At 69.8% G+C, this 21,728-nt stretch carries 15 protein-coding genes and 1 pseudogene; 8 read left to right on the top strand and 8 right to left on the bottom strand.

Annotated elements, in window-relative coordinates; genetic code table 11:
• Positions 1 to 21: 21 nt before the first annotated feature.
• Complete coding sequence (locus tag QA861_RS23085) at positions 22 to 1,422, bottom strand: aminotransferase-like domain-containing protein (protein ID WP_334590192.1); 1,401 nt, start codon at positions 1,420 to 1,422, stop codon at positions 22 to 24.
• A 59-nt stretch (positions 1,423 to 1,481) separates the two neighbouring features.
• Here QA861_RS23085 and QA861_RS23080 point away from each other — a divergent pair, with 59 nt between their 5' ends.
• Entirely contained in the window at positions 1,482 to 2,300 is an 819-nt protein-coding gene (locus QA861_RS23080; protein ID WP_443041528.1) for an alpha/beta fold hydrolase, read from the top strand.
• Positions 2,301 to 2,324: 24 nt separating this feature from the next.
• Positions 2,325 to 4,271, top strand: a complete 1,947-nt coding sequence (locus QA861_RS23075; RefSeq protein WP_334590191.1) for an FUSC family protein — start codon at positions 2,325 to 2,327, stop codon at positions 4,269 to 4,271.
• Between the two features lie 119 nt (positions 4,272 to 4,390).
• Here the strand turns inward: QA861_RS23075 and snpA are convergent, their stop codons facing one another.
• Positions 4,391 to 5,047, bottom strand: coding sequence for a snapalysin (snpA, locus tag QA861_RS23070; RefSeq protein WP_334590190.1), 657 nt, complete (start codon positions 5,045 to 5,047; stop codon positions 4,391 to 4,393).
• Positions 5,048 to 5,259: 212 nt separating this feature from the next.
• Between snpA and QA861_RS23065 the strand changes: the two genes are divergently transcribed.
• Positions 5,260 to 6,201, top strand: coding sequence for a LysR family transcriptional regulator (locus tag QA861_RS23065; protein ID WP_334590189.1), 942 nt, complete (start codon positions 5,260 to 5,262; stop codon positions 6,199 to 6,201).
• 45 nt (positions 6,202 to 6,246) lie between these two features.
• Here the strand turns inward: QA861_RS23065 and QA861_RS23060 are convergent, their stop codons facing one another.
• Positions 6,247 to 8,334: a PhoX family protein gene (locus tag QA861_RS23060; protein ID WP_334590188.1), complete on the bottom strand. Its 2,088-nt coding sequence runs from the start codon at positions 8,332 to 8,334 to the stop codon at positions 6,247 to 6,249.
• Between the two features lie 334 nt (positions 8,335 to 8,668).
• Between QA861_RS23060 and QA861_RS23055 the strand changes: the two genes are divergently transcribed.
• Positions 8,669 to 10,213, top strand: coding sequence for a VWA domain-containing protein (locus QA861_RS23055; protein ID WP_334590187.1), 1,545 nt, complete (start codon positions 8,669 to 8,671; stop codon positions 10,211 to 10,213).
• Positions 10,214 to 10,314: 101 nt separating this feature from the next.
• On the top strand, positions 10,315 to 11,922 hold the full coding sequence (metG, locus tag QA861_RS23050) for a methionine--tRNA ligase (protein WP_334590186.1): 1,608 nt from the start codon (positions 10,315 to 10,317) through the stop codon (positions 11,920 to 11,922).
• Between the two features lie 85 nt (positions 11,923 to 12,007).
• On the opposite strand, the gene QA861_RS23045 is transcribed toward metG (QA861_RS23050), so the two are convergent.
• Both QA861_RS23045 and QA861_RS23040 read right to left on the bottom strand, forming a co-directional pair.
• Complete coding sequence (locus QA861_RS23045; RefSeq protein WP_334590185.1) at positions 12,008 to 12,439, bottom strand: PIN domain nuclease; 432 nt, start codon at positions 12,437 to 12,439, stop codon at positions 12,008 to 12,010.
• Positions 12,436 to 12,645: a type II toxin-antitoxin system VapB family antitoxin gene (locus QA861_RS23040; RefSeq protein ID WP_164312127.1), complete on the bottom strand. Its 210-nt coding sequence runs from the start codon at positions 12,643 to 12,645 to the stop codon at positions 12,436 to 12,438. The genes QA861_RS23045 and QA861_RS23040 overlap by 4 nt, the downstream gene beginning before the upstream one ends.
• A 123-nt stretch (positions 12,646 to 12,768) precedes the next feature.
• Here QA861_RS23040 and metG (QA861_RS23035) point away from each other — a divergent pair, with 123 nt between their 5' ends.
• Complete coding sequence (metG, locus tag QA861_RS23035) at positions 12,769 to 14,508, top strand: methionine--tRNA ligase (protein ID WP_334590184.1); 1,740 nt, start codon at positions 12,769 to 12,771, stop codon at positions 14,506 to 14,508.
• A gap of 39 nt (positions 14,509 to 14,547) precedes the next feature.
• Here the strand turns inward: metG (QA861_RS23035) and QA861_RS23030 are convergent, their stop codons facing one another.
• From QA861_RS23030 to aspS, 3 genes are all read right to left on the bottom strand, one after another.
• Positions 14,548 to 15,036 carry a hypothetical protein gene (locus tag QA861_RS23030; RefSeq protein ID WP_334590183.1) on the bottom strand — a complete coding sequence of 163 codons (489 nt, stop codon included), beginning with the start codon at positions 15,034 to 15,036 and terminating at the stop codon, positions 14,548 to 14,550.
• A 271-nt stretch (positions 15,037 to 15,307) separates the two neighbouring features.
• Positions 15,308 to 16,651, bottom strand: a complete 1,344-nt coding sequence (locus QA861_RS23025) for a pectate lyase family protein (protein WP_334590182.1) — start codon at positions 16,649 to 16,651, stop codon at positions 15,308 to 15,310.
• Positions 16,652 to 17,045: 394 nt separating this feature from the next.
• Positions 17,046 to 18,809, bottom strand: a complete 1,764-nt coding sequence (gene aspS, locus QA861_RS23020; protein ID WP_334590181.1) for an aspartate--tRNA ligase — start codon at positions 18,807 to 18,809, stop codon at positions 17,046 to 17,048.
• Positions 18,810 to 19,053: 244 nt separating this feature from the next.
• On the opposite strand from aspS, the gene QA861_RS23015 reads away from it, so the two are divergent.
• Together QA861_RS23015 and QA861_RS23010 are read left to right on the top strand one after the other, a co-directional pair.
• Positions 19,054 to 21,249, top strand: a complete 2,196-nt coding sequence (locus QA861_RS23015; protein WP_334590179.1) for an ATP-binding SpoIIE family protein phosphatase — start codon at positions 19,054 to 19,056, stop codon at positions 21,247 to 21,249.
• Positions 21,250 to 21,564: 315 nt separating this feature from the next.
• A pseudogene (locus QA861_RS23010) lies at positions 21,565 to 21,654 on the top strand (cytochrome P450); the annotation flags it as partial.
• Between the last annotated feature and the right edge of the window lie 74 nt (positions 21,655 to 21,728).

Raw genomic sequence — 21,728 nt, 5'->3', positions numbered from 1 at the left:
TCATGGCGACCGGCACGTGGATCACCCCGCGGTACGGCCCCGCCGGGCGATCGCGGCGAGCGTCCGCAACGCCCGTACCAGCTCCACTTCCGGAACCGACGCAAGCCCAAGCCTGACGACACCCGGCGCCCGCTGCGAGCCCACGGCGAAAGCGTTCCCCGGCGTGATGGCGATGCCGTGCGCCGCCGCCGCTGCCGTGAAGGTGTCCGCCCGCCAGGACGCGGGCAACTCCCACCACGCGTAGTAGGCGCGCGGATCCGACCGGACGGCGCCGCCGAAGTCCGCCAACTCCCTTGCCATCAACCGCTGTCGACGCGCCGCGTCCGCCCGCTTGGCGGCAACGAGCCGCGTCACGGTCCCGTCCTCGACCCATCGCACACCGGCCTCCAGCGCGAACCGCCCCGCACTCCACCCACCCGACCGCACAGCCGCCGCGACGGCTTCCACCCGGTCCGGCGGTACGACGAGAAAGCCCACGGTGAGCCCGGGCGCGACCCGCTTGGACAACCCGTCGACCACATGGGCCAGTTCGGGAACATGAGCGGCGAGAGGCTCCCCCTCGGCAGCGGCGCCCGTCGCCGAGCCGGCGAGGAACGACCAGATCCGGTCCTCCACCACCGACACGCCCAACTCCCGTACAGTGCCCGCGAGTTCACGCTTCCTCTCCTCCCTCATCGTCACCGACGTCGGGTTGTGCAGCGTCGGCTGGACGTACAGCGCGGACAGGGGAGCGGTGCGGTGGGCGGCGGTGAGGGCGTCCGGGCGCAGACCGTCCTGGTCCATGGCCAGCGGGACGAGGGTGATACCGAGGCGGGCGGCGATCTCCTTGACCAGCGGGTACGTCAGCGCCTCGACGCCGACCCGGCCGCCGGGCCGGACCAGGGAGGCGAGAGCGGCGGCGATCGACTGCCGGGCGTTGCCCGTGAACAGGACGCCGTCGGGGTCGGGCCGCCAGCCCGGGGTCGTGAGCAGTCGGGCGACCGCCGATCTGGCCTCGGCAGTACCGGTGGCGGGCGCCGGGCGCAGCGCCTCGGTGAGCACGTCGGGGCGCAGGAGCGGCGCGAGAGCCGGGGCGAGCAGCTCCGACTGGCCGGGCGCGGAAGGGTAGTTGAGCTCCAGGTTGACCGCCGTGACCTCGGCGTTCACCGCTGGCTCGGCGAGCGCCCGCCCGGCCGGCGCGTGCGGTGCGGCCCGGACGAACGTGCCGCGTCCGACCTCACCGACGACCAGCCCGCGCCGCACCAGTTCGCCGTAGACGCGCCCGGCCGTCGAGCCCGCGATACCGCGTCGGCGTGCGAACGCCCGTTGCGGAGGCAGCCGTTCGCCGGGGCGGAGTCGTCCGGTGACGATGTCGTCGGCTATGCGGTCGGCGAGGCGTCGGTAGTCGTCGTCCATGTGTCCCCCGTACCCGTTCTCCTGCATTGCACCGAGTGCAAAGAGCTTATTGCACCGAGGGGTTGAGTCGATCTAGGGTCGTCCACATGCCCACCTCCACCCCTCTCGCGACCAATACCCCTCTCACCCCTAATACCCCTCTTACTCCCCTTGCTCCGCTTACTCCTCTTGTTCTCGTTCACGGTCATCCCTTCGACCACACGATGTGGAACCCGCAGATCGAGGCGTTCTCCGCCACCCGCCGGGTGATCGCCCCCGACCTACGCGGCTACGGCGCCTCCCGAAAGCCCCTCGACGCCGCCACCCCGCTCTCGCAGTTCGCGCGCGACATCGAGGAGTTGCTCGACGAGGCGGGGGTGGAGTCGTGCGTGCTCGCCGGACTGTCGATGGGCGGCCAGATCGTCATGGAGTGCTGCACCCGCTTCCCGGAGCGCGTCCGGGGCGTCGTCCTCGCCGACACCTTCCCCGCGCCCGAGACACCGGAGGGACACCTCACCCGCAACGCGACGGCCGACCGACTGCTCGCCGAGGGCATGCGCGGGTACGCCGACGAGGTGCTGGAGAAGATGGTGGCCCCGGCCGCCGACCCGGGCGTCAAGGCCCACGTCCACCGCATGATGACGGCCACGGACCCCCGGGGCGCGGCGGCGGCGCTCCGGGGCCGCGCACAGCGCCCCGACTACCGCCCCCTGCTGACCCGGCTCACCGTCCCCGCCCTGGTCGTCGTCGGCGCCGACGACGAGTTCACCCCGGTCACCGACGCCGAGGCCATGCACGCGGCGCTCTCCGACTCCACGCTCCGCGTGATCGAGCACGCGGCCCACATGCCCAACCTGGAACGCCCGGCTGAGTTCAACGAAGCCCTGGCCGGCTTCCTGGCGACACGCATCGACACGGCCTCCTGAAAGGGGCACGGCGATAATGGGGCCATGTCCCGAGAGTTTCCCATCGGCCTCACACCTCCCGACTGGCTGGTGCGGAACCTCCGGCCCCAGCCGGCCCCGCCCGTCAACCGCCCCGCCGTGGCCCGCGCCGCCATCGCCATGTCGCTGCCCCTGGCCGTCGGTCTGGCCACCGGCCACGCCGCCTACGGCGCCCTCGCCTCCATGGGCGCCCTCTCCGGCGTCATCGGGGACACCGCCGACGCGTACCGGATGCGCATCCTCAACATCGCGATCCCCCAGCTGTTCGGCGCGCTCGGCGTCACCCTCGGCGCGCTCGTGTACGGCCACGGCTGGACCGCCGTCGTCGCCGTCACCGGCGTGGCCCTCGTCTCCGGGATGATCTCGACGATCGGCGCGGTGGCCTCCGTGTCCGGACTGCTGCTGCTCCTCAACTCCCTGATCGGCGCCGGGCTGCCGCTGCCGGGGGCGTGGTGGCTCGCGCCGGCGCTGATGTCCGGGGGCGGACTGCTCGTCCTCGTGCTGGCCCTGCTCGCCTGGCCGCTGCGGTCGGGGGTACCGGAACGGGCGGCGGTCGCGCAGACCTATCGCAAGGTCGCCGAACTGCTCGCCGCCGGCACCACCGACGGCTACGAGGACGCCCGGTACGCCGTCACCCAGTCCCTCAACCAGTCGTACGACCTGGTCCTCGCCCGGCGTGCCCGTCACCACGGCCGCAGCCCCGAACTCGTGCGGCTGCTCGCCCAGTTGAACGCGATCACCCCGGTCGTCGAGGCCGCCCCCGCCGCCCACCAGGCCGGCCGCCCGCTGCCGCCCGAGGTCCCGCAGGCGGTCCGCCACCTCGCCGACGCCGTCGAGACCGGCTACGGCGGCCCCCTGGGGCTGGACATCCCCGCCCCGGCCGACCAGACCTCCCGCGCCGTCGAACAGGCACTGCGGCACACCGCCGAGGTGGTGGGCAGCCGGTCCCCCGACCTGCGTACCGCCGTCGCCGACGACGACCGCCTCGGCCGCCCGGCCACCCTGCGCGCCCGCGCCGTCCGCTCGGCCCGGGACGTCCTCCTGTCCGGCGGCTCCTGGCGCTACGGACTGCGCCTCGCGCTCTGCATCGGCCTCGCCCAGGTGCTGGTCTCGATCGTCCCGGTGCCGCGCTCGTACTGGGTCGCGCTGACCATCACCTTCGTCCTGAAGCCCGACTTCGGCTCCGTCTTCTCCCGGGCCCTGCTGCGCGCACTCGGCACGGTCGCCGGGCTGGTGATCGCGGCCGGGGTGCTCGTCCAGGTGCCGCGCGGCTGGTGGGACGTACCCGTGATCCTGCTGCTCGCCACCCTGATCCCGGCGCTGACCCCACGCGGGTACGGCTACCAGACGGCCGCCATCACGCCGGTGATCCTCCTCCTGTCCGACATCCTCAACCACCAGGGCGCCGCCCTGCTGCTGCCCCGGCTCCTCGACTCCCTCATGGGCTGCGGCATCGCCCTGGTCGCCGGGTACCTGCTGTGGCCGGAGAGCTGGCACACCCGCGTGGGCGTCCGCCTCGCCGATGCGGTCGCGGACACGGCACGCTACGTCGAATCGGCGTTCCGCGCCGACACCGAGGGCGCTGTCCGGGCCCGGATGCGCCGACGTCTGTACCGCGATCTCTCCGTCGTCCGTACGGAGTTCCAGCGCGCCCTGACCGAACCGCCGCCCACCGGACGGCGGGCGGCGGCGTGGTGGCCCCTGGTCGTCGCGGTGGAACGCATCGTCGACGCGACGACGGCGGCCCGGGTCCACATCAAGCAGGGCGCCAAGCAGCCGTCCGAGGCCGAGATCGACCAAGTCGTCGCACAGCTACGGGAGTTGTCGGACGGACTGCGCCGGATCGAGACGCTGTACGCGGTGCGTACGGACCTCAGCGGACCGGCGGAGAGCGTGCTGGAGCCACTGCGGCAGGAGGTGGCGGCGGCGCGGGCGATCACCTCACCCAAGTGACCCGCCGGGGAAAGGCCCGCGCGGACCGTCCCTGTGCAGGGGGACGGCCCGCGCCCGTGGGGGGTGGGACTGGGGTTGGAACTGGGGGGTACTGGGAGCACTTGGGGGGTTGCCGGGGACTAACGCATCGCCGTCGCGAGGCCGTTGGCCCACAGCTGGTTCACGCGGGAGCGTTCGGCCGAGTTCGGGTTGGCGTTGGTGCAGGACGTACCGGGACCGCCGCCCGACATCAACTCGCTGCACGGGCCCGAGTAGTGGTCGGGCAGCCCGAGCACATGGCCGGTCTCGTGGGCGGTGATACGGGTCGGGTCGTACTGGTCGCTCTGCGCGTAGTCGAGAAAGATGTAGCCGCTGCCGTGGCCGTCCGTGGAGGCGTAGGAGCCCTGGGAGCTGTTGCCCTCGCGGTAGGTGAAGTCGGCGGCGGACGCGGAGCCCGACTGCAGCTTCACGTTCGTCACCGAGCCGTTCCAGATCGACGTGGAGCGGGCTATCTCGGCGCTGAAGGAGGGCGCGCGGGACGCGTTGTAGATGACGGTGACGGCGGCTGCCGAGCGCGGGTCGGCGGCGCGTTTCTCCGCCACGGACTTCAGTACGGCCTCGAAGAACGCCTTGTTCGCGGAGGCTTCCTCGGCCGACCCGACGTACGCGACCTTCGCGGTGGTCGAGGTGGTCTCGGGTGCGGGTGCGGCGGATGCGGGAACCGCCGTACCCAGGGCGAGAGTTGCCAGGCTCAGGCCTAACGTCGCCGCCAGGGCGACAGAGGTGGGCTTTCTCATCGATGACTCCTTGTGTGGGGGGTGAGTCAGTCGGTCGTATCGTGAGTGTCGGCGCCTGTGCGGCGGCTGTGATGATGGCAAGTGGCGATAGCCCGGCCCTATCACTGGCCCTGGCACCGCCTTGGTGCGTCTGTCGGAACGCGGGATTCCGGCTTAGGCTGCGACGGCATGGACATGTGCATGCGCATGATGCGCGGCGCGGAGCTGGTCGCATGGAGCTAGAGGTGAGGCACCTTCGGGCGCTGTGCGCCATAGCCGACACCGGCAGCCTCCACCGGGCCGCCCGCCAACTGGGCGTGGCCCAACCCTCGTTGAGCACCCAGTTGCGCCGGATCGAACAGGAACTGGGCGGCGAGCTGTTCACCCGCACCCGGACCGGCTGCCACCCGACGCCGCTCGGCCGGGTCGTCCTGAGCCGGGCCCGCCCTCTGGTGGCGGAGATGCGCTCCCTGGTCACGGAGGCGAGGGCCGCCGCGACGGAGGGGCCTCAGCTGCGCATCGGCTCGACGGCCAGCCGGGCTCTCTCGGGCTGGCTGCGCCGGCTCCGTCAGCGCCAGCAGGAGCCGGCCCTCCGCATGGACGTCTCCGCGAACGCGCTGCTGCGCATGGTCGCCGACGGCAGGCTCGACGTGGCGTTCGTGCACGAGGTCGAGGGCTGCCCGCTCAGCGTCCCCGACGGCCTCCGCCTGCGCGTACTGGTCGACAGGGAACCCCAGTTCGTGTCCCTGCCCGCCGACCATCCGGCCGCCGCGAGACCGGTCGTCCACCTCTCCGAGCTGGCCGGCGACCGTTGGATGGCGGACGAGACGGTCGACGGCGAGTTCGACGCCGTACTGCGCATGCTGCACACCGCCGGCCTCAACCCCCGTGTCCTGCACGGCGATTACCACACCACGGCCTCGCTGGTGGCGACCGGCGAGGTCGTCACCGTCTGCCAGGCGACCTGTCTGCCCCGCCCCGAGATGGCGGTACGCCGACTGCACGGCGACCCGCTCGGCGTACGGCTGCTGCTGGCGGCCCGCACGGAGACCGAGCTGGACGGGGTGCATCCGGCGCTGGCGGAGGCGTACGAGGAGGTGGCGAGACAGGCACCGGCGTACCGGGAGTGGCTGGCACAGAGGGACACGAAAACCCCGGTGCCGGCCCTCCCCTGAACCAGCTGACGGGACCGACCGGCTCAGACACCACTCAGTCCCCGCTCAGACGCCGATGTCGCAGCCGTCCGTACGCCACACCGCGACGACCGCCGGGCGGACGATCCTGCCCGGTCCGTCGGGCCAGGTGCTGGCGGGCTTCTCCACCGACGCGCCGTCGATCTCACCCGGGTGCTGCACGGCGACGAGCACCTGCCGCTCCCCGATGACCGGCCCGCAGGTCTCGGCGCCGGTCGGCACGGTCAGGAACTGCTTGAGCTCACCGCGCCGAGCCCCCTTCGTCGCGACCCCGAACAGCCCGTCGTGTGAACCGAGTTGACTGCCGTCCGTGGAGATCCACAGGTTGCCGTGACGGTCGAAGGCGACGTTGTCCGGGCAGGAGATCGGGCTGACGTCGTCCTTCGGGAACCCCGCGAAGTAGGTGGCGGGGTCGTTCGGATCACCGGCGACGAGGAAAAGCGACCATGCGAAGGAGGTGCTCTCGGCCCGGTTCCACCGCTCGGTCAGCTCCAGCACCTGCCCGTGCTTGTTGGAGTTGCGCGGGTTGGCCTCGTCGGCGGCGGCGAAGCCGGCCTTGCCCCGGTTGGTGTTGTTGGTGAGGGCGACATAGACCTTGCCGGTGACCGGGTTGGGCTCGATGTCCTCGGGCCGGTCCATCTTGGTCGCGCCGACCTTGTCCCCGGCGAGCCGCGTGAAGACGAAGACCTCCTCGGCGGTCATGCCGTCGACGTGCGAGACGGCACCCTTGGCGGTGGCGGTCGCCAGCGGGATCCACGTACCGCCGCCGTCGAACTCACCGTCGGCGGGCAGCTTCCCGCTCCCGTCGATCTCGATGGCGGGGGAGTCACCGGTGAGCTTGGCGACGTACAGCGTCCCTTCGTCGAGAAGGGAGAGATTGTGCTCGCGGACAGCGCGCGAACTGCCGTGCCGCATCCGCTTACTGCTCACGAACTTGTAGAAGTAGTCGAAGCGCTCGTCGTCGCCGGTGTAGACGACGGGACGCCCGTCGGAGGTCAGCCGGATGGTGGCGGCCTCGTGCTTGAAGCGGCCGAGGGCGGTGTGCTTGCGGGGCGTGGAGGAGGGGTCGTAGGGATCGAATTCGACGACATAGCCGAACCTATGAACCTCGTTGGGCTCCTGGGCGACGTCGAACCGCTTGTCGAACCGCTCCCACTTGCGCTCGGTGGCGCCGGTACCGATGCCGTACCGCTTGTCGGTGTCCCGGGAGGCGTTGGCGAAGTACTGGTTGAAGTTCTCCTCACCGTGCAGGGTCGTCCCCCACGGCGTGGTCCCCCCGGAGCAGTTGTTGAGCGTGCCGAGAGCCTTCCGTCCGGTCGGATCGGTGGAGGTCCTGAGGAGATCCGACCCGGCGGCCGGCCCGGTGATCCGGAACTCGGTGGTGGCGGTGACACGGCGGTTGAGCGGGTGGCGGAGTACGGGGGTGAGCCTGCCGGTACGCCGGTCGCCCTCGACCACGACAGCGGACAGCCCGTGCGCGGCCCAGGCGACCTCTACCTGCTCGCGGGTCGGGTTGGCGGGGTCGTAGCCGCGGAACATCAGGATCTCGTCGGTGTACTCGTGGTTGGCGACCAGGAGCTGCTGGTTCCCGTGGAGGGGGAGCAGGGCGAGGAAGTCGTTGTTGTACCCGAACTGTCCGGCCTGCGCGGCGGCGGTCTGCTTCTCCGGGTCGAAGGCGGGGGCACCCCGGAGGATGGGCTCGCCCCAGCGGATGACCACGTTCTGGCCATACCCACCGGGCACGGTCACGGCGTCGGCGGTGTTGGGCGCGACGGGACTGAACCGCAGGCCACGCGGCACGGAGGAGTGGGAGTGGTGGGTGGGGTGGGGGTGGCCGACGGGAGACGAAGCGGCGGTGGCGGCCTCCGCACCCTGGGCGCCGACGACGTTCACGGCGGTACCGGTCGCAGTGGCCACGGTGACGACGGCGGCGGCGCGCATCACGGAACGGCGACCCAGGGCACCGGCGATCACATCGCCGACGTACTCGTTGGCGCTGGTGTTGGGAACCTCGTGGAAGCAGGCGTCACCACACCGGAAACGGCAGGTCATCGCGGACCGCCCGCCGGGATGCGATCCGGACGGCGACCCGATCAACGGCAGCAGCTTGCGCACTTTACTCTCCCCTGGACTTCCCTATACGTGCCTTTGGTGTCAGCGCGACGCTAGGGGGGACGGGGGTGCGAGGGTGGGGACGCCGAATGAACGACGAGTGAACCCGTGGGAGCGGTAAGGGGGTTGGGGGTGCGGGGGAGATGTGGAAGCGACCCTCGGCGGGCCCTGGGGACGCCCGGTCGGGGGTGGGGCGCGAGGTTGGCGAAGGGGCGCCCTTGACGACCGTCGGGTTCCGTGAAAGACCCTGCCCAAGATCGCTGACTCGGCCCGCTAACCTTACGTGTCCGTCCTGGCCAGGGATTGACGGCTACAACTCACGTGAAGGGTTGCGCACATGGGCATTCTCACTCTCCTGCGGAACGCGTTCGGCAAGTCACGCAAGGGGCGTGACGCCGAGGCGGCGCCCGCGCGGGAGGCGGAGTCGTCGGTACCTCAGCAGGAGGCCACCGAGCCGAAGATTCCGGCACCGTCCCCTGAACCGACCCTGACCCACTCCCCGACACCGAAGCCCACCGAGCCCCCGTCGGTCGTGGACGACCTGGTCTCGGCAGCCTTCGACAACGTGACGGTCCCCAAGCAGTCAAAGCCGGTGGACGAACCGTCGACGCCGGTGACGGCGGAGGCCCAGGCTGCGCCGGTGACCGAGCCGGTGGCGGAGGTCGAGGCTGAACCGGTGGCCGAGGCCGCGGCAGAACCTGTGGCCGAGGTCGAGCCGGTATCCGAGCCGGTGGCCGAGGTCGAGGTCGAGGCAGAGATCGAGGCTGCGAAGGAGGCCGAGCTGGAACCGGCAGCTGAGCCTGAGGCAGCGACCGAGGCGGAGCCGGAAGCGGTGACGGAGCCGGAGCCGGAGCCGGTAATTGAGGCCGAGGTAGAGGCCAAGCCTGAGCCGGTCGCCGAGACCGCGCCAGAGGCTGAACCGGTCGGCGAGGTGACACCGGATCCCGAGCCTGAACCGGAGCCGGTGGCCGAGAAGGCCCTCGAGGCCGAGCCCGTCGCCGAGGAGCCGACTCCGGAACCGGAACCGGTCGCTGAGGTCGCCCCGGAGGCCGAGCCGGTTGCCGAGCCCGTCGCGGAGGCGACCCCGGAGCCGGAGCCGGCACCTGAGGCTGAGGCTGAGGCTGAGGTCCTGGAACCGGTAGCCGCCGACGCGGGGGAAGCCCCACAGGGGCCACCCGCACCCGAAGACGATGGCGTCACGGGGGGTGGTGCGGGTGGGAACACCGACACGGCCGACGGCGCAGCCGAGGCCGTACCCGCCAGCCTCCTCACCGCGTACAACTCCGCCGCCGCCACCCTCAAGACCCTCGACCTCGACACCACCCCCGCCAAGGTCTACCTCGTCCTGGACCGCTCCGCGTCCATGCGCCCGTACTACAAGGACGGTTCCGCCCAGGCCCTCGGCGAGCAGACCCTCGCCCTCGCCGCCCACCTCGACCCGGAGGCGACCGTCCACGTCGTCTTCTTCTCCACCGAACTGGACGGCACCGGCGAGCTGACCCTCCCCGACCACGAGAACAAGATCGACGAACTCCACGCCTCCCTCGGCCGCATGGGCCGTACGAGCTACCACGCCGCCGTGGAGGAGATCGTCACGCACTACGAGAAGTCGGGCACCAAGCACCCGGCCCTCATCGTCTTCCAGACGGACGGCGCCCCGGACGCCAAGACCCCCGCCACCCAGTCCCTCACGGACACGGCGGCGAAGCACCCGGCCCTCTTCTTCTCGTTCGTCGCCTTCGGCGAGCAGGAGAACAAGGCCTTCGACTACCTCCGCAAGCTCAAGACGGACAACACGTCCTTCTTCCACGCGGGCCCGACCCCCCGCGAGCTGACGGACACGGAGCTCTACGAGGGCGTACTGGCGAACTGGCGCCCGTAGAGATCGACCCGAGAACGACAGACAGGGCCCGGCCGTACGCCGGGCCCTGTCCCCGTTAATCGGCGTGAGCCGCTCTCCCCTCGGCCAGTAGGCTTCCGACCATGGCGGCCACGGAATCCGAGAAGCAGGGCGGGAAGGCGTACTACGTCTCCACCCCCATTTACTACGTCAACGACGCTCCTCACCTGGGCCACGCCTACACGACCGTCGCAGGCGACGTGCTCACGCGCTGGCACCGTCAGCGCGGCGAGAAGGTGTGGTACCTCACCGGCACGGACGAGCACGGTCAGAAGATCATGCGCACCGCGGAGGCGAACGGCGTCAGCCCGCAGGAGTGGGCGGACAAACTCGTCGACGATGCCTGGAAACCCCTCTGGGAACACCTGGGAATCGCGAACGACGACTTCATCCGTACGACGGAGAAGCGCCACACGGACCGCGTCCAGGAGTTCGTCCAGGATCTCCACGACAAGGGTGAGATCTACCAGGGCGGCTACGAGGGCCCGTACTGCGTGGGCTGCGAGGAGTACAAACTCCCCGGCGACCTCATCGAGGCGGAGGACGGCACGAAACTGTGTGCCATCCACAAGAAGCCGGTGGAGATCCTCAAGGAGGAGAACTACTTCTTCAAGCTGAGCGGGTACGGCGAGAAACTCCTAGCCCACTACGAGGCGAACCCGGACTTCATCCAGCCCGAGTCGGCGCGCAACGAGGTCGTGAACTTCGTCCGCCAGGGTCTCCAGGACCTCTCCATCTCCCGTTCCACCTTCGACTGGGGCGTCCCGGTCCCGTGGGACGACAAGCACGTGATCTACGTGTGGGTCGACGCGCTGCTGAACTACGCGACGGCGGTCGGTTACAACGAGAACCCGGAGAAGTTCGGGAACACCTTCCCCGCCGATGTCCACCTGGTCGGCAAGGACATCCTGCGCTTCCACGCGATCATCTGGCCCGCGATGCTGATGGCGCAGGGTCTGCCGCTGCCCGGCAAGATCGCGGCCAACGGCTGGCTGATGGTCGGCGGCGAGAAGATGTCGAAGTCGAACCTGACGGGCATCAAGCCGCAGGACCTGACTTCCCACTTCGGTGTGGACGCGTACCGCTGGTACTTCCTGCGGGCGATCGCGTTCGGCCAGGACGGCTCGTTCTCCTGGGAGGACTTCTCCGCCCGCTACACGAGCGAGCTGGCGAACGACTACGGCAACCTCGCCTCGCGTCTGGCGGCGATGGTCGGCAAGTACTTCGGCGGCACGCTGCCGGAGGCGACGGCGGCGGGCGAGGCCGAGAAGGCCGTCCAGGACGGCATGGCCAAGGCGGTGGCCGAGGCGGACCGCCGGATCGGCGACGAGGTGGACTTCCAGGGCGGCATCCTGGCAATCTTCGACTTCGTGAAGCAGGTCAACGGCTACATCACGGAGCAGGAGCCCTGGAAGGTCGCGAAGGACGACTCTCCGGAGGGCCGGGCCCGCCTGGCAACGATCCTCTACACGGCCGCGGAATCGCTGCGCGCGGTAGCTGTCCTGCTCAACCCGGTCATGCCGGACACCTCACAGAAGCTCTGGGACTCCCTCGGCGCGGACGCCGTCCTCGGCGCACTCCCCGACCAGCGGATCACCGACACCGCCACCTGGGGCCGGCTCCCGGCGGGCGCGACGATCACCAAGGGCGCGGTGCTGTTCCCCCGCCTGGAGGAGAAGCCGAGCGCGTAGTGAGGGACTGGTTGGGTGAAGGGGAAAAAATCGGCCGAACTCAGCCATCTCCCCTCGCCCTCACCCTCCCCTGCCTCTTACGCCTTCAGGACTTGGGCTCGGGCTCGGGTTCGGCCAACCAGACGGTCGACTGGCCCGTACGGCGGGCGACCGTGTCGAAGTCCCGGTCGTGATGGAGAAGGGTCAGGCCCGACAGCTCGGCCGTGGCGGCGACGAGCAGGTCGACCGGCCCGGCCGAGCGGTGCTCACCGTTGTCGGTGAGCAGTTGCTGAACCTCGCGGGCACGCTGGTAGATGCCATCCGGCATCAGGGTCCAGCTGAAGAGCTGCCGCAGCTCCTCCTGGATACCTTCTCGGTCCGCTCGCCCGCGAGCGGAGAAAAGCATTTCCAACTCCGTCAGATCGCACAGCGCGACCAGCCCGTTGTCGAGTACTTGGCCCCAGTCCTCGTCGTACGCGTCGCTGCTGAGCATGCGCACAGCTGCCGAGGTGTCGATCAGATACGAGACGTCACTCACCGGCGGTAGTTCCTCTTGTCCAGAAGGATGTCGAAGTCACCACGTGCCCCCCTCTCACGGAGCTTGGCCAGCGCTATGGCCCGGCTGCGCCGCTTGGCGACTTCCAGCAGCGCGGTGTTGACGGTGTCCTTCTTGGTCTTGGTGCCAAGGAGAACCTGAGCTTCCGCCAGAGCCTCGTCGTCGACCTCGATGAGCAGCTTCGACATGACAGACCTCCGAATATAGATAGACGGCTCACAGAGTATATACCGGCGCGGCGGGGGTCCACGCGCAGCTACGATTTCAAGGTTCGCGAAGCAGCAGGAAACCAACCTGGGAGCAGCCCCCCGATGGCTCGACACCTCATCACCAGCGCCCTTCCGTACATCAACGGGATCAAGCACCTGGGCAACATGGTGGGGTCCATGCTCCCGGCGGACGTGTACGCCCGTTACCTCCGTCAGCGTGGCCACGACGTCCTCTACATCTGCGCGACCGACGAACACGGCACCCCGGCCGAGCTCGCGGCGAAGGAGCAGGGCATCCCCGTAGCGGACTTCTGCGCGCAGGCGCACGACGCGCAGAAGGCGGTGTACGACGGTTTCGCGCTGGCCTTCGACTACTTCGGCCGGAGTTCCAGTCCGCAGAACGTGGAGATCACCCAGCACTTCGCCCGCCGCCTCAACGAGAACGGGTTCATCGAAGAGCGCGCGATCCGCCAGGTGTACAGCCCCGCCGACAGCCGCTTCCTCCCTGACCGCTATGTCGAGGGCACCTGCCCCCACTGCGGTTACGACAAGGCCCGTGGCGACCAGTGCGAGAACTGCACCCGCGTGCTCGACCCCACCGACCTGATCGACCCCCGGTCCGCGATCTCCGGTTCCACCGACCTGGAGGTCCGCGAGACCAAGCACCTCTTCCTCCTCCAGTCGAAGCTCCAGCACGAGGTCGAGGAATGGGTGACCGCCCACGAGGGCCAGTGGCCCCACCTCGCCTCCTCCATCGCCCGCAAGTGGCTGACCGAGGGTCTGCACGACCGGGCGATCACCCGTGACCTGGACTGGGGCGTCCCGGTCCCGGCGGACACCTGGCCGGAGCTGGCGGCCGAGGGCAAGGTCTTCTACGTCTGGTTCGACGCCCCGATCGAGTACATCGCCGCGACGAAGGAGTGGGCGGACGCCACCGGCGGGGACTGGAAGTCCTGGTGGTACGAGGCCGACGCCGGCGACGATCCCGTCCGCTACACGGAGTTCATGGCCAAGGACAACGTCCCCTTCCACACGGTGATGTTCCCGGCCACGGAACTCGGCGTCCGTGAACCGTGGAAGAAGGTCGACGTCGTCAAGGCCTTCAACTGGCTGACGTACTACGGCGGAAAGTTCTCCACGTCCCAGAAGCGCGGCGTCTTCACCGACCAGGCCCTGTCCATCCTCCCCGCCGACTACTGGCGCTACTTCCTGATCGCCAACGCCCCCGAGTCCGACGACTCCTCCTTCACCTGGGAGCACTTCACCGCCACGGTGAACAAGGACCTGGCGGACACCCTCGGCAACTTCGTCAACCGTGTCCTCTCCTTCTCGAAGAAGCGCTTCGGCGACGAGGTCCCGGCGGGCTCGACGGCCGGCGAGGCGGAGACGAAGCTGGGCGAGCAGATCGCCGAGCTTCTCGCGGAGTACGAGAGCCAGTTGGAGGCACTCCAGTTCCGCAAGGCGGCGGCGGCACTGCGCGCCCTGTGGTCGGCCGGCAACTCCTACCTGGAGGAGAAGGCGCCCTGGCTGGAGATCAAGACCGACCAGGACGGCGCGGCCCTGACCCTCCGTACGGCGATGAACCTGATCCACCTCTACGCGGTGGTCTCGGAACCCTTCATCCCGGCGACGGCGGCGACGATGCGCGCGGCGTTCGCGCTGCCGGACACTGCGTCTGATGAAAAGCGTCGCACATGGGTCACGGCCGACGAGGCGAAGTCCCTGTCCGCCGTCCCCGCCGGCACCGCCTTCACGGTCCCGCCGGTGCTGTTCGCGAAGCTGACGGACGACGACCTGGAAACGTACAAAGAGCGCTTCGGCGGCGCCCCCGAGCAGCCGTAGGGCACAGCCATAGGGCAGCCGCGTAGGGAATTGCAGACCTCAGGCCGTCACACCGAACCGCCCGTTTGCTTCCCGGAGTCGACGGGCGGTTCGGTCGTTCGTGTCGCCGGAATCGGCATCGCCATCCGCAGTGCCATCGGCACCGGCGTCGGCGCCCTGCGGTGCGGACTCCAGCCCGAGGGCGCTGCGAGCGGCACGGACGTACCGGAGACCCTCCACAGCGGTCTGCCTCGCGACGGCGTAATCGGCGGGGGTGCGGGCGGTGGCCAGTTGGCCGCGGGCGGCGCGATGCCGTCCGGCGGCCTCGGCCAACGCCTGCGCGGCGGCTTCGTCCGCCCCCGGCCGGAGACCGGCCATGCTCCCCCCGAGCCGCACCACCCACCGATTGGCCTCGACCTCGGCGTCCAGCCCGGACATTCCGGAAAGTCCCGCCGGAACCGCGTACGCCCCGGACCGCCCGCGCAGCAGGACGACGGAAGCCACCGCTCCCACGATCAGCAGCAGCGTGAGCGGAACGACGATTGCCATGACTTCCTCCAACGCGAGCGTGAGTGGAACATGCCGTGAGGTGCGGGTACCCCGCGGGTACCCCTCTGCGACAGTTCCCATGGAACGCCCGGCCACTGTGCGCCTCCGACGAGAAGTCTGTGCGCCGCCTGCGAACCTCCCGTGCGCGTAAGAAAGCCTCCCGTCACACATCGAGGCGCCCGGGGTGAAAACCTCCCCCGGGCGCCTCGGCGCTGTCAGATCCTGACGGGTGGCATCGCGGCCGGCAGCAGCCAGGACCGGCCACAAGCAGCTAGGACAGAACTCCCGTGCCGACCGTGCCTGTCAGCTCCGCGACCAGGTTCTTCGCGGAGGTCTCCAGACCGGCGGTGAGGGTCGGCTTCCAGTTGACCGTCGTCTTCAGCTTCTTCGAGTTCGCGGCGTTGTACGCGGCGACGAGGTCGGTCACCTTGCCGTTGACGAGGTTGCCGCCGCCCGCGACCGAACCCGTACCGTCACCGCTCAGCAGCTTCGCGACCTTCGCGCCGGCCGGCAGCGTCCAGGAGTTGTTCTCGGCGACGACCTGCGCCTTCGCGCGGGAGTCGAGACTGTACTTGGGCTCGTAGCCGTTGAGGGTCGCCGTCTCGTAGACGTTGTTGTAGACGTGGATCTGGCCGATGCGGGCCAGCGGGGCGCGCTGGGTGATGCCCTTCCACACGTTGTGGTGGATGGAGACGCGCAGCTTGCCGACGCTGTCGGTGTCGCTGCTGCCGATCAGCATCGTCTTGTCGTGGTTGGTGAACTGGTTGCGCTCCACGGTCACCAGGTCGGAGCCGTTGGTGATGTCGAGGGCGCCGTCGTGGATCTGGTACTCGCGGCCGAAGTACGTCTTCTCGGCCTTGTCGAAGAACGGCGAGTCGCTGAACGTGTTGTGGTCCGCCCACACGTGCGTGGCGCCGCGCAGGGTGACCGCGTCGTAGGCGGAGTTCCAGTTTCCGGTCGACCCGTCCTTCGGGTCCCACTGCGGGAAGCAGTCCTCGGTGGCGGTGAGGGCCAGGTTGCGGATGATGACGTTGTCGACGTCCTTCACCTGGAGGCTGCCGCCGGTGATGCCGGCCTTGGTGCCGGGCACGCCCACGATGGTGGTGTTCGCCGGCACCTTGAAGACGATGCTCTTCGACTGCTTCTGCTTGGCGGCGTCCCGGGCCTTCTCCTGCGTGCCCGCGGGCGCCTTCTTGCCGTAGGTGGCCGGGTCGTACGCCTTGAGGTAGGCGGCCAGCGAGTATCCCGTGCCGGCGGCGTAGTCGGCGCAGGTCAGCTTCTTGCCGGCGTCGTTCGTGTTGGCGTCGATGACGCCCTTGATCTTGATGATCTTCGCCGTGGAGTTGGTGGCGCTGCCCAGCGCCTTCACCAGCTGCGCGCGGGTGCTGACGGTGAAGACGTGTGCGGAGTCGGCACGCGCGCCACCGGTCGTACCGGTGCCGGAGGCCGCCCAGCCGTCCTTCGCGGGCAGCACCTGGTGGGCCAGGTCGACGGGGCTCGCGTTGGCGTTCATGGCCAGCACGGCGGCGCCGAGCCCGGCGGCGGCCACGGCCGCGGTGGAGACCAGAACTGTGCGCCGCGTGCGAAGGGACCGGCGGTGAGAGGGGGATGCCACGGATGAGTCCTTACGTGGTTGTGGAACTCGTGCGGTTCGTGAAGCTCCAGTGGGGACGGGGCTTACGGCTCATCAGTGGTCGCCGGGTACCGGAAAGGTTGCCGGGCGCCTCCCGGGATTTTTTTCCTCACCAAGGCCGGTACGGCAGGGAGTTGGGAGGACGAGGGGTTACGGCATACGTCAGGGCCCGGAACCTGAGGGAGGGTTCCGGGCCCTTCGTCGAGCCGTAGGTGCGTCAGATGGCCACCGAGATCATGAACGCGACCTGTCAGAGAGGTGTGACTTCCCGTGTTTCCTGGGCACCGCATGAGAATGGCCCGGAATCGCCGCCGATTCCGAGCCACTCCACGTCCTACCGAGGCATTCCTGCGACAACCGGAATCGCCTGCCGAATTTACTTCGGCTGCGGCTTCCGCACCGAGATGTGCAGCTCCCGGAGCCTCGTCTCCTCCAGCTCCGTCGGCGCGCCCATCATCAGGTCCTGGGCGTTGCCGTTGAGCGGGAACGCGATCGTCTCGCGGATGTTCGGCTCGTCGGCGAGGAGCATGACGATGCGGTCCACGCCCGGGGCGATGCCACCGTGCGGAGGGGCGCCGAAGCGCAGCGCGCGGAGCATGCCGGCGAACTCGCGCTCGACGGTCTCCTCGTCGTAGCCCGCGATACCGAACGCCTTCAGCATGATGTCGGGCTCGTGGTTACGGATGGCGCCGGAGGACAGCTCCGTGCCGTTGCAGACGATGTCGTACTGCCAGGCCAGGATGTCCAGCGGGTCCTGGGTCTCCAGGGCCTCCATGCCACCCTGGGGCATCGAGAACGGGTTGTGCGAGAAGTCGATCTTGCCGGTTTCCTCGTCCTTCTCGAACATCGGGAAGTCGACGATCCAGCAGAACCGGAAGACGTTCTCCTCGAAGTGCCCGGCGCGCTTGGCGGCCTCGACGCGCACCGCGCCCATGATCTTCGAGACCTCGTCGAACTCGCCCGCGCCGAAGAACACGGCGTGTCCGGCGGCCAGCGAGAGCCGCTTGGTCAGCTCGGCGACGTTCTCCTCGGTGAGGAACTTCGCGATCGGGCCGGACAGCGAACCGTCCTCCGTGACCCGCACCCAGGCCAGACCCTTCGCGCCCAGCGTGACGGCGAAGTCACCGAGCTGGTCGAAGAACTTCCGGGACTGCGACGCCACGTCCGGCACCGGCAGGGCGCGTACGTGCTTGCCCGCGAAGGCCTTGAACTCCGAGCCCTCGAAGATGTCGGTGATGTCGACAAGCTCCAGCTGGGCGCGCAGGTCCGGCTTGTCGGAGCCGTACTTCAGCATCGCCTCGCGGAACGGGATGCGGGGGAAGGGCGAGGTGACCTCACGGCCCTTGCCGAACTCGGTGAACAGCTCGGTCATCAGCCGCTCGATCGGCTGGAAGACGTCCTCCTGCTCGACGAAGCTCATCTCCACGTCGAGCTGGTAGAACTCGCCCGGCGAACGGTCCGCGCGCGCGTCCTCGTCACGGAAACAGGGCGCGATCTGGAAGTAGCGGTCGAACCCGGAGATCATCAGCAGCTGCTTGAACTGCTGCGGGGCCTGCGGCAGCGCGTAGAACCTGCCCGGGTTGAGGCGGGACGGGACGACGAAGTCGCGGGCGCCTTCCGGGGAGGTCGCCGTCAGGATCGGCGTGGCCATCTCGTTGAAGCCGAGCGCGGTCATCTTGTGACGGATCGCCGAGATGACAGCCGTACGCAGCATGATGTTGCGGTGCATGCGCTCGCGGCGCAGGTCCAGGAAGCGGTACTCCAGGCGCCGCTCCTCGTTGACCCCGTCCTCGGCGTTGATCGTGAAGGGCAGCGGCTGGGCGGCGCCGAGCAGTTCCACCTCGCCGACCTCGACCTCGACCTCACCCGTGGGCAGCTCGGGGTTGATGTTCTCCGCGCCGCGCGAGACGACCTTGCCGTCGACGCGGACCGTCGACTCCTTGGAGACCTTGTCGAGGGCCTCGTAGGCGGGCGTGCCGGGGCGGGCGACGAGCTGCGTGATGCCGTGGTGATCGCGCAGGTCGATGAAGAGGATGCCGCCCAGGTCGCGCCGATTGTGCAGCCAGCCGCTCAGCCGGACGTCGCTGCCGACGTCAGAGGCGCGGAGCTCGCCGCAGGTGTGGGACCTGTACCGATGCATCGTCGTTCATCCAGCCTTCGCGGATCGGGGATCAGGGATCGAGGCCGGTGTTTCACGTGAAACACCGAAACCTCCGAAAACACAGACCCAAGGGTACCGGCCGCCCTGAGACCGCTTCCCCGCAATTGTTCGGGTGCGCGGTCGACCCGCTGCCCGTGCCACTGCCGCCCGCGCAGGCTCGCGTACCGCTTGGTCCGTACAGCTTGGGTGGCACGCTGCGATCACCTCTCCATAAAGTAGGTCAATGCGCACTGGTGAGCCCCTGCCCGCCGTGGGGGACGTCCTGGTCGCCCTCGCAACCGGCCTGTGGCATTGGGACACAGCAACACAACTGGTCACACTCGACGCCGAGGCGGCCCGCCTGCTCGGCCTGCCCGCCCGGCCGACCACCCTCACGGAGGCCGCGACCCGGGCCCGCCTCCACCCGGTCGACTGGAACGAGGTCACCGGCGTCATCCAGCTCGCCGTGGCCGAGGACAGCATCGCCGAGATCCGGGTGCGGGTCATGGACGAGCAGGGCCGGGTGATCCGTACCGCACGCAGCCGCGCGAAGCCGACCTTCGACCTCGTCCGCAAGGCGTACGACGTGATGGGCACCCTCCAGGAGGTCACCGAGCCTCCGCCGGGCGCCGCCGCACGCACCCCGGTCACCGGTGACTGGCGCCGCTCCCGCGAGGCGTTCCTGCTGGACGCGGGCCGGGCACTGGCCGAGGCGCGGTCCACGGAGGAGGTACTGCGGGTCGCGGCCGGCCTGTCGATGCCGGGCTTCTCACCGGACGGCCTCGCCGTCTTCGGCGTCCAGGGCGACCGTCTCACCGTCGTCGGCCACCACGGCCAGCGCCCCGGCGACGAGCGCCCCTTCTCCCACATGCCCCTGGAGACCGACTATCCGGCCGCCGAGGTCGTCCGCACCGGCCGGGCCGTCTACCTCTCCTCCCCCGAGGCCTACAAGACCCGCTACCCCACCGCCTGGCCTCTCGCCCAGGTGTTCGACCGCCAGTCCTGGGCGTTCCTGCCCCTGACCGTCGCGGGCCGCACGATGGGCGCCTGGATGGCGGGCTTCGCCTACCCGGTCAGCTTCACCCCCGACGAACGCTCCGTCCTGACGACGGTCGCCCGCATGCTCGCCCAGGCCCTCTCCCGGGCGGGCGTGGCCGAGTCGGAACGCGAACTGACCGACGGTCTCCAACGGTCCATGCTGCCGACCCTCGGCCCCGACATACCCGGCATGGACGTCGCCGCCCGCTACATACCGACCGGCGGCGGCCTCCAGGTCGGCGGCGACTGGTACGACATGATCCCGCTGCCCGGCGGCGGACGCTTCGCCCTGGTCATCGGCGACGTCCAGGGCCACGACGTCCGCGCCGCCGGTCTGATGGGCCAGCTCCGGATAGCGCTGCGCGCCTACGCCTCCGAGGGCCACCGCCCCGACGCGGTCCTCTCCCGCGCGTCCCGCTTCCTGCACGGCATCACCCACAACGCCGTCCACGAGGGCGCCGGCGCCGGCGACCTGCGCTTCGCGACCTGCCTGTACGTCGAGGTCGACCCCACGACCGGCGTCCTGGAGATCGCCCGCGCCGGCCACCCGGACCCGGCGATCCGTATGGCGGACGGCACGGTACTGGCCCGCCCGACCGCGGGCGGCCTGCCCCTGGGCATCGACCCGGACGCCGACTACCCCACCACCCTCCTGGCCCTGGAACCGGGCGAGACCATGCTCCTGTGCACCGACGGCCTGATCGAGACCGGCGGCCACGACCTGGAGACGGGCTGGCAGCGCATCCGCAGGACGCTGGAGGAACACAAGGGAGAGATCAAGGACGACGGTCTGGAGGAACTGGCCGACTCCCTGGTCCGGGCCGTGCACGGTCCCTCCTCCCACCACACCACGGGCCCGCTGGCCGACCGCCGCGAGGACGACATCGCGCTGCTGCTGCTGAGCCGCCCCGGTGAATGCGCCACCGACGGCACACTGCCGCCGGCGCCACGCCCCACCGTCCGGCGCACCATGCTGACGATCGCCCAGGCGGAACCCGAGCGCGTCGCCGTCGCCCGCCAGCAACTGCGCGAACAGCTCCACGACTGGCCCTGCCCCGACCAGGTCGACTCGGCCGTCCTCCTGATCTCGGAAACGGCCACCAACGTCCTGGTCCACACGGACGCCGACGCCCTGGTCGTCGCCGAGGTCACGGGCGGCCCGGGCGAGCGCCGCATCCGCGTCGAGGTCACGGACGTCAGCGACGACCTCCCGCACAAACGCCGCCCGGGCGAACTGGCCTCGTCGGGCCGGGGCCTGATGCTGATCGAGATGCTCTCGGACGCATGGGGGGTCGACCCGCGGGGCGAGGGCAAGAGCATCTGGTTCGAGCTGTACGAGAGGACCCAGGAGAAAGAGGAGAAGAAAGAGGAGCGGGAGGAGACGGAGCCGAAGCCGGAGTGAGCGGCGACCCGGGATGTGTACGAGGTCTGCGAAAGGATCATCGCGACGCGCCGGAGCGACGGAACCGGAACCGAGGGCCAGGGCGTGGGCCAGGGCGTGGGCCAGGGCGTGGGCCAGGGCGAGGACCTGCGCTCCCTCCGCTCCCGGGCGCGGAGCGACGAAGACGGCAGCCTCGGTGCCACCGAACTCCGCGACGGGCCATCTCCGCGAACACGTTCTTCAGACGGCGCTGTGCGTCGGCCTCCACCCTCGTGCCCCCGGCGGAGCCGTACACGGCAGCGACCGTGGACCGGCTCCGGTAGCTGACCAGGGTCCATCTCGCCCTGGACCACCCACCGCCATCGCTACGCCTGGCTCCCGTTCGGCGGAGGCCCCCGCGCGTGCATCGGCCGTCACTTCTCGATGGCGTCGAGACACCGGACACGGAGATACCGGGGTGAGTGTGAGCGTGACGCTCGGCAGAATCGATGCGTCAGCCA

The organism is Streptomyces sp. B21-083 (genome assembly GCF_036898825.1).
GTDB lineage: Bacteria > Actinomycetota > Actinomycetes > Streptomycetales > Streptomycetaceae > Streptomyces.
Note: the sequence above shows the minus strand (reverse complement) of the source record. Positions and strands in the feature narration are given on the sequence as shown.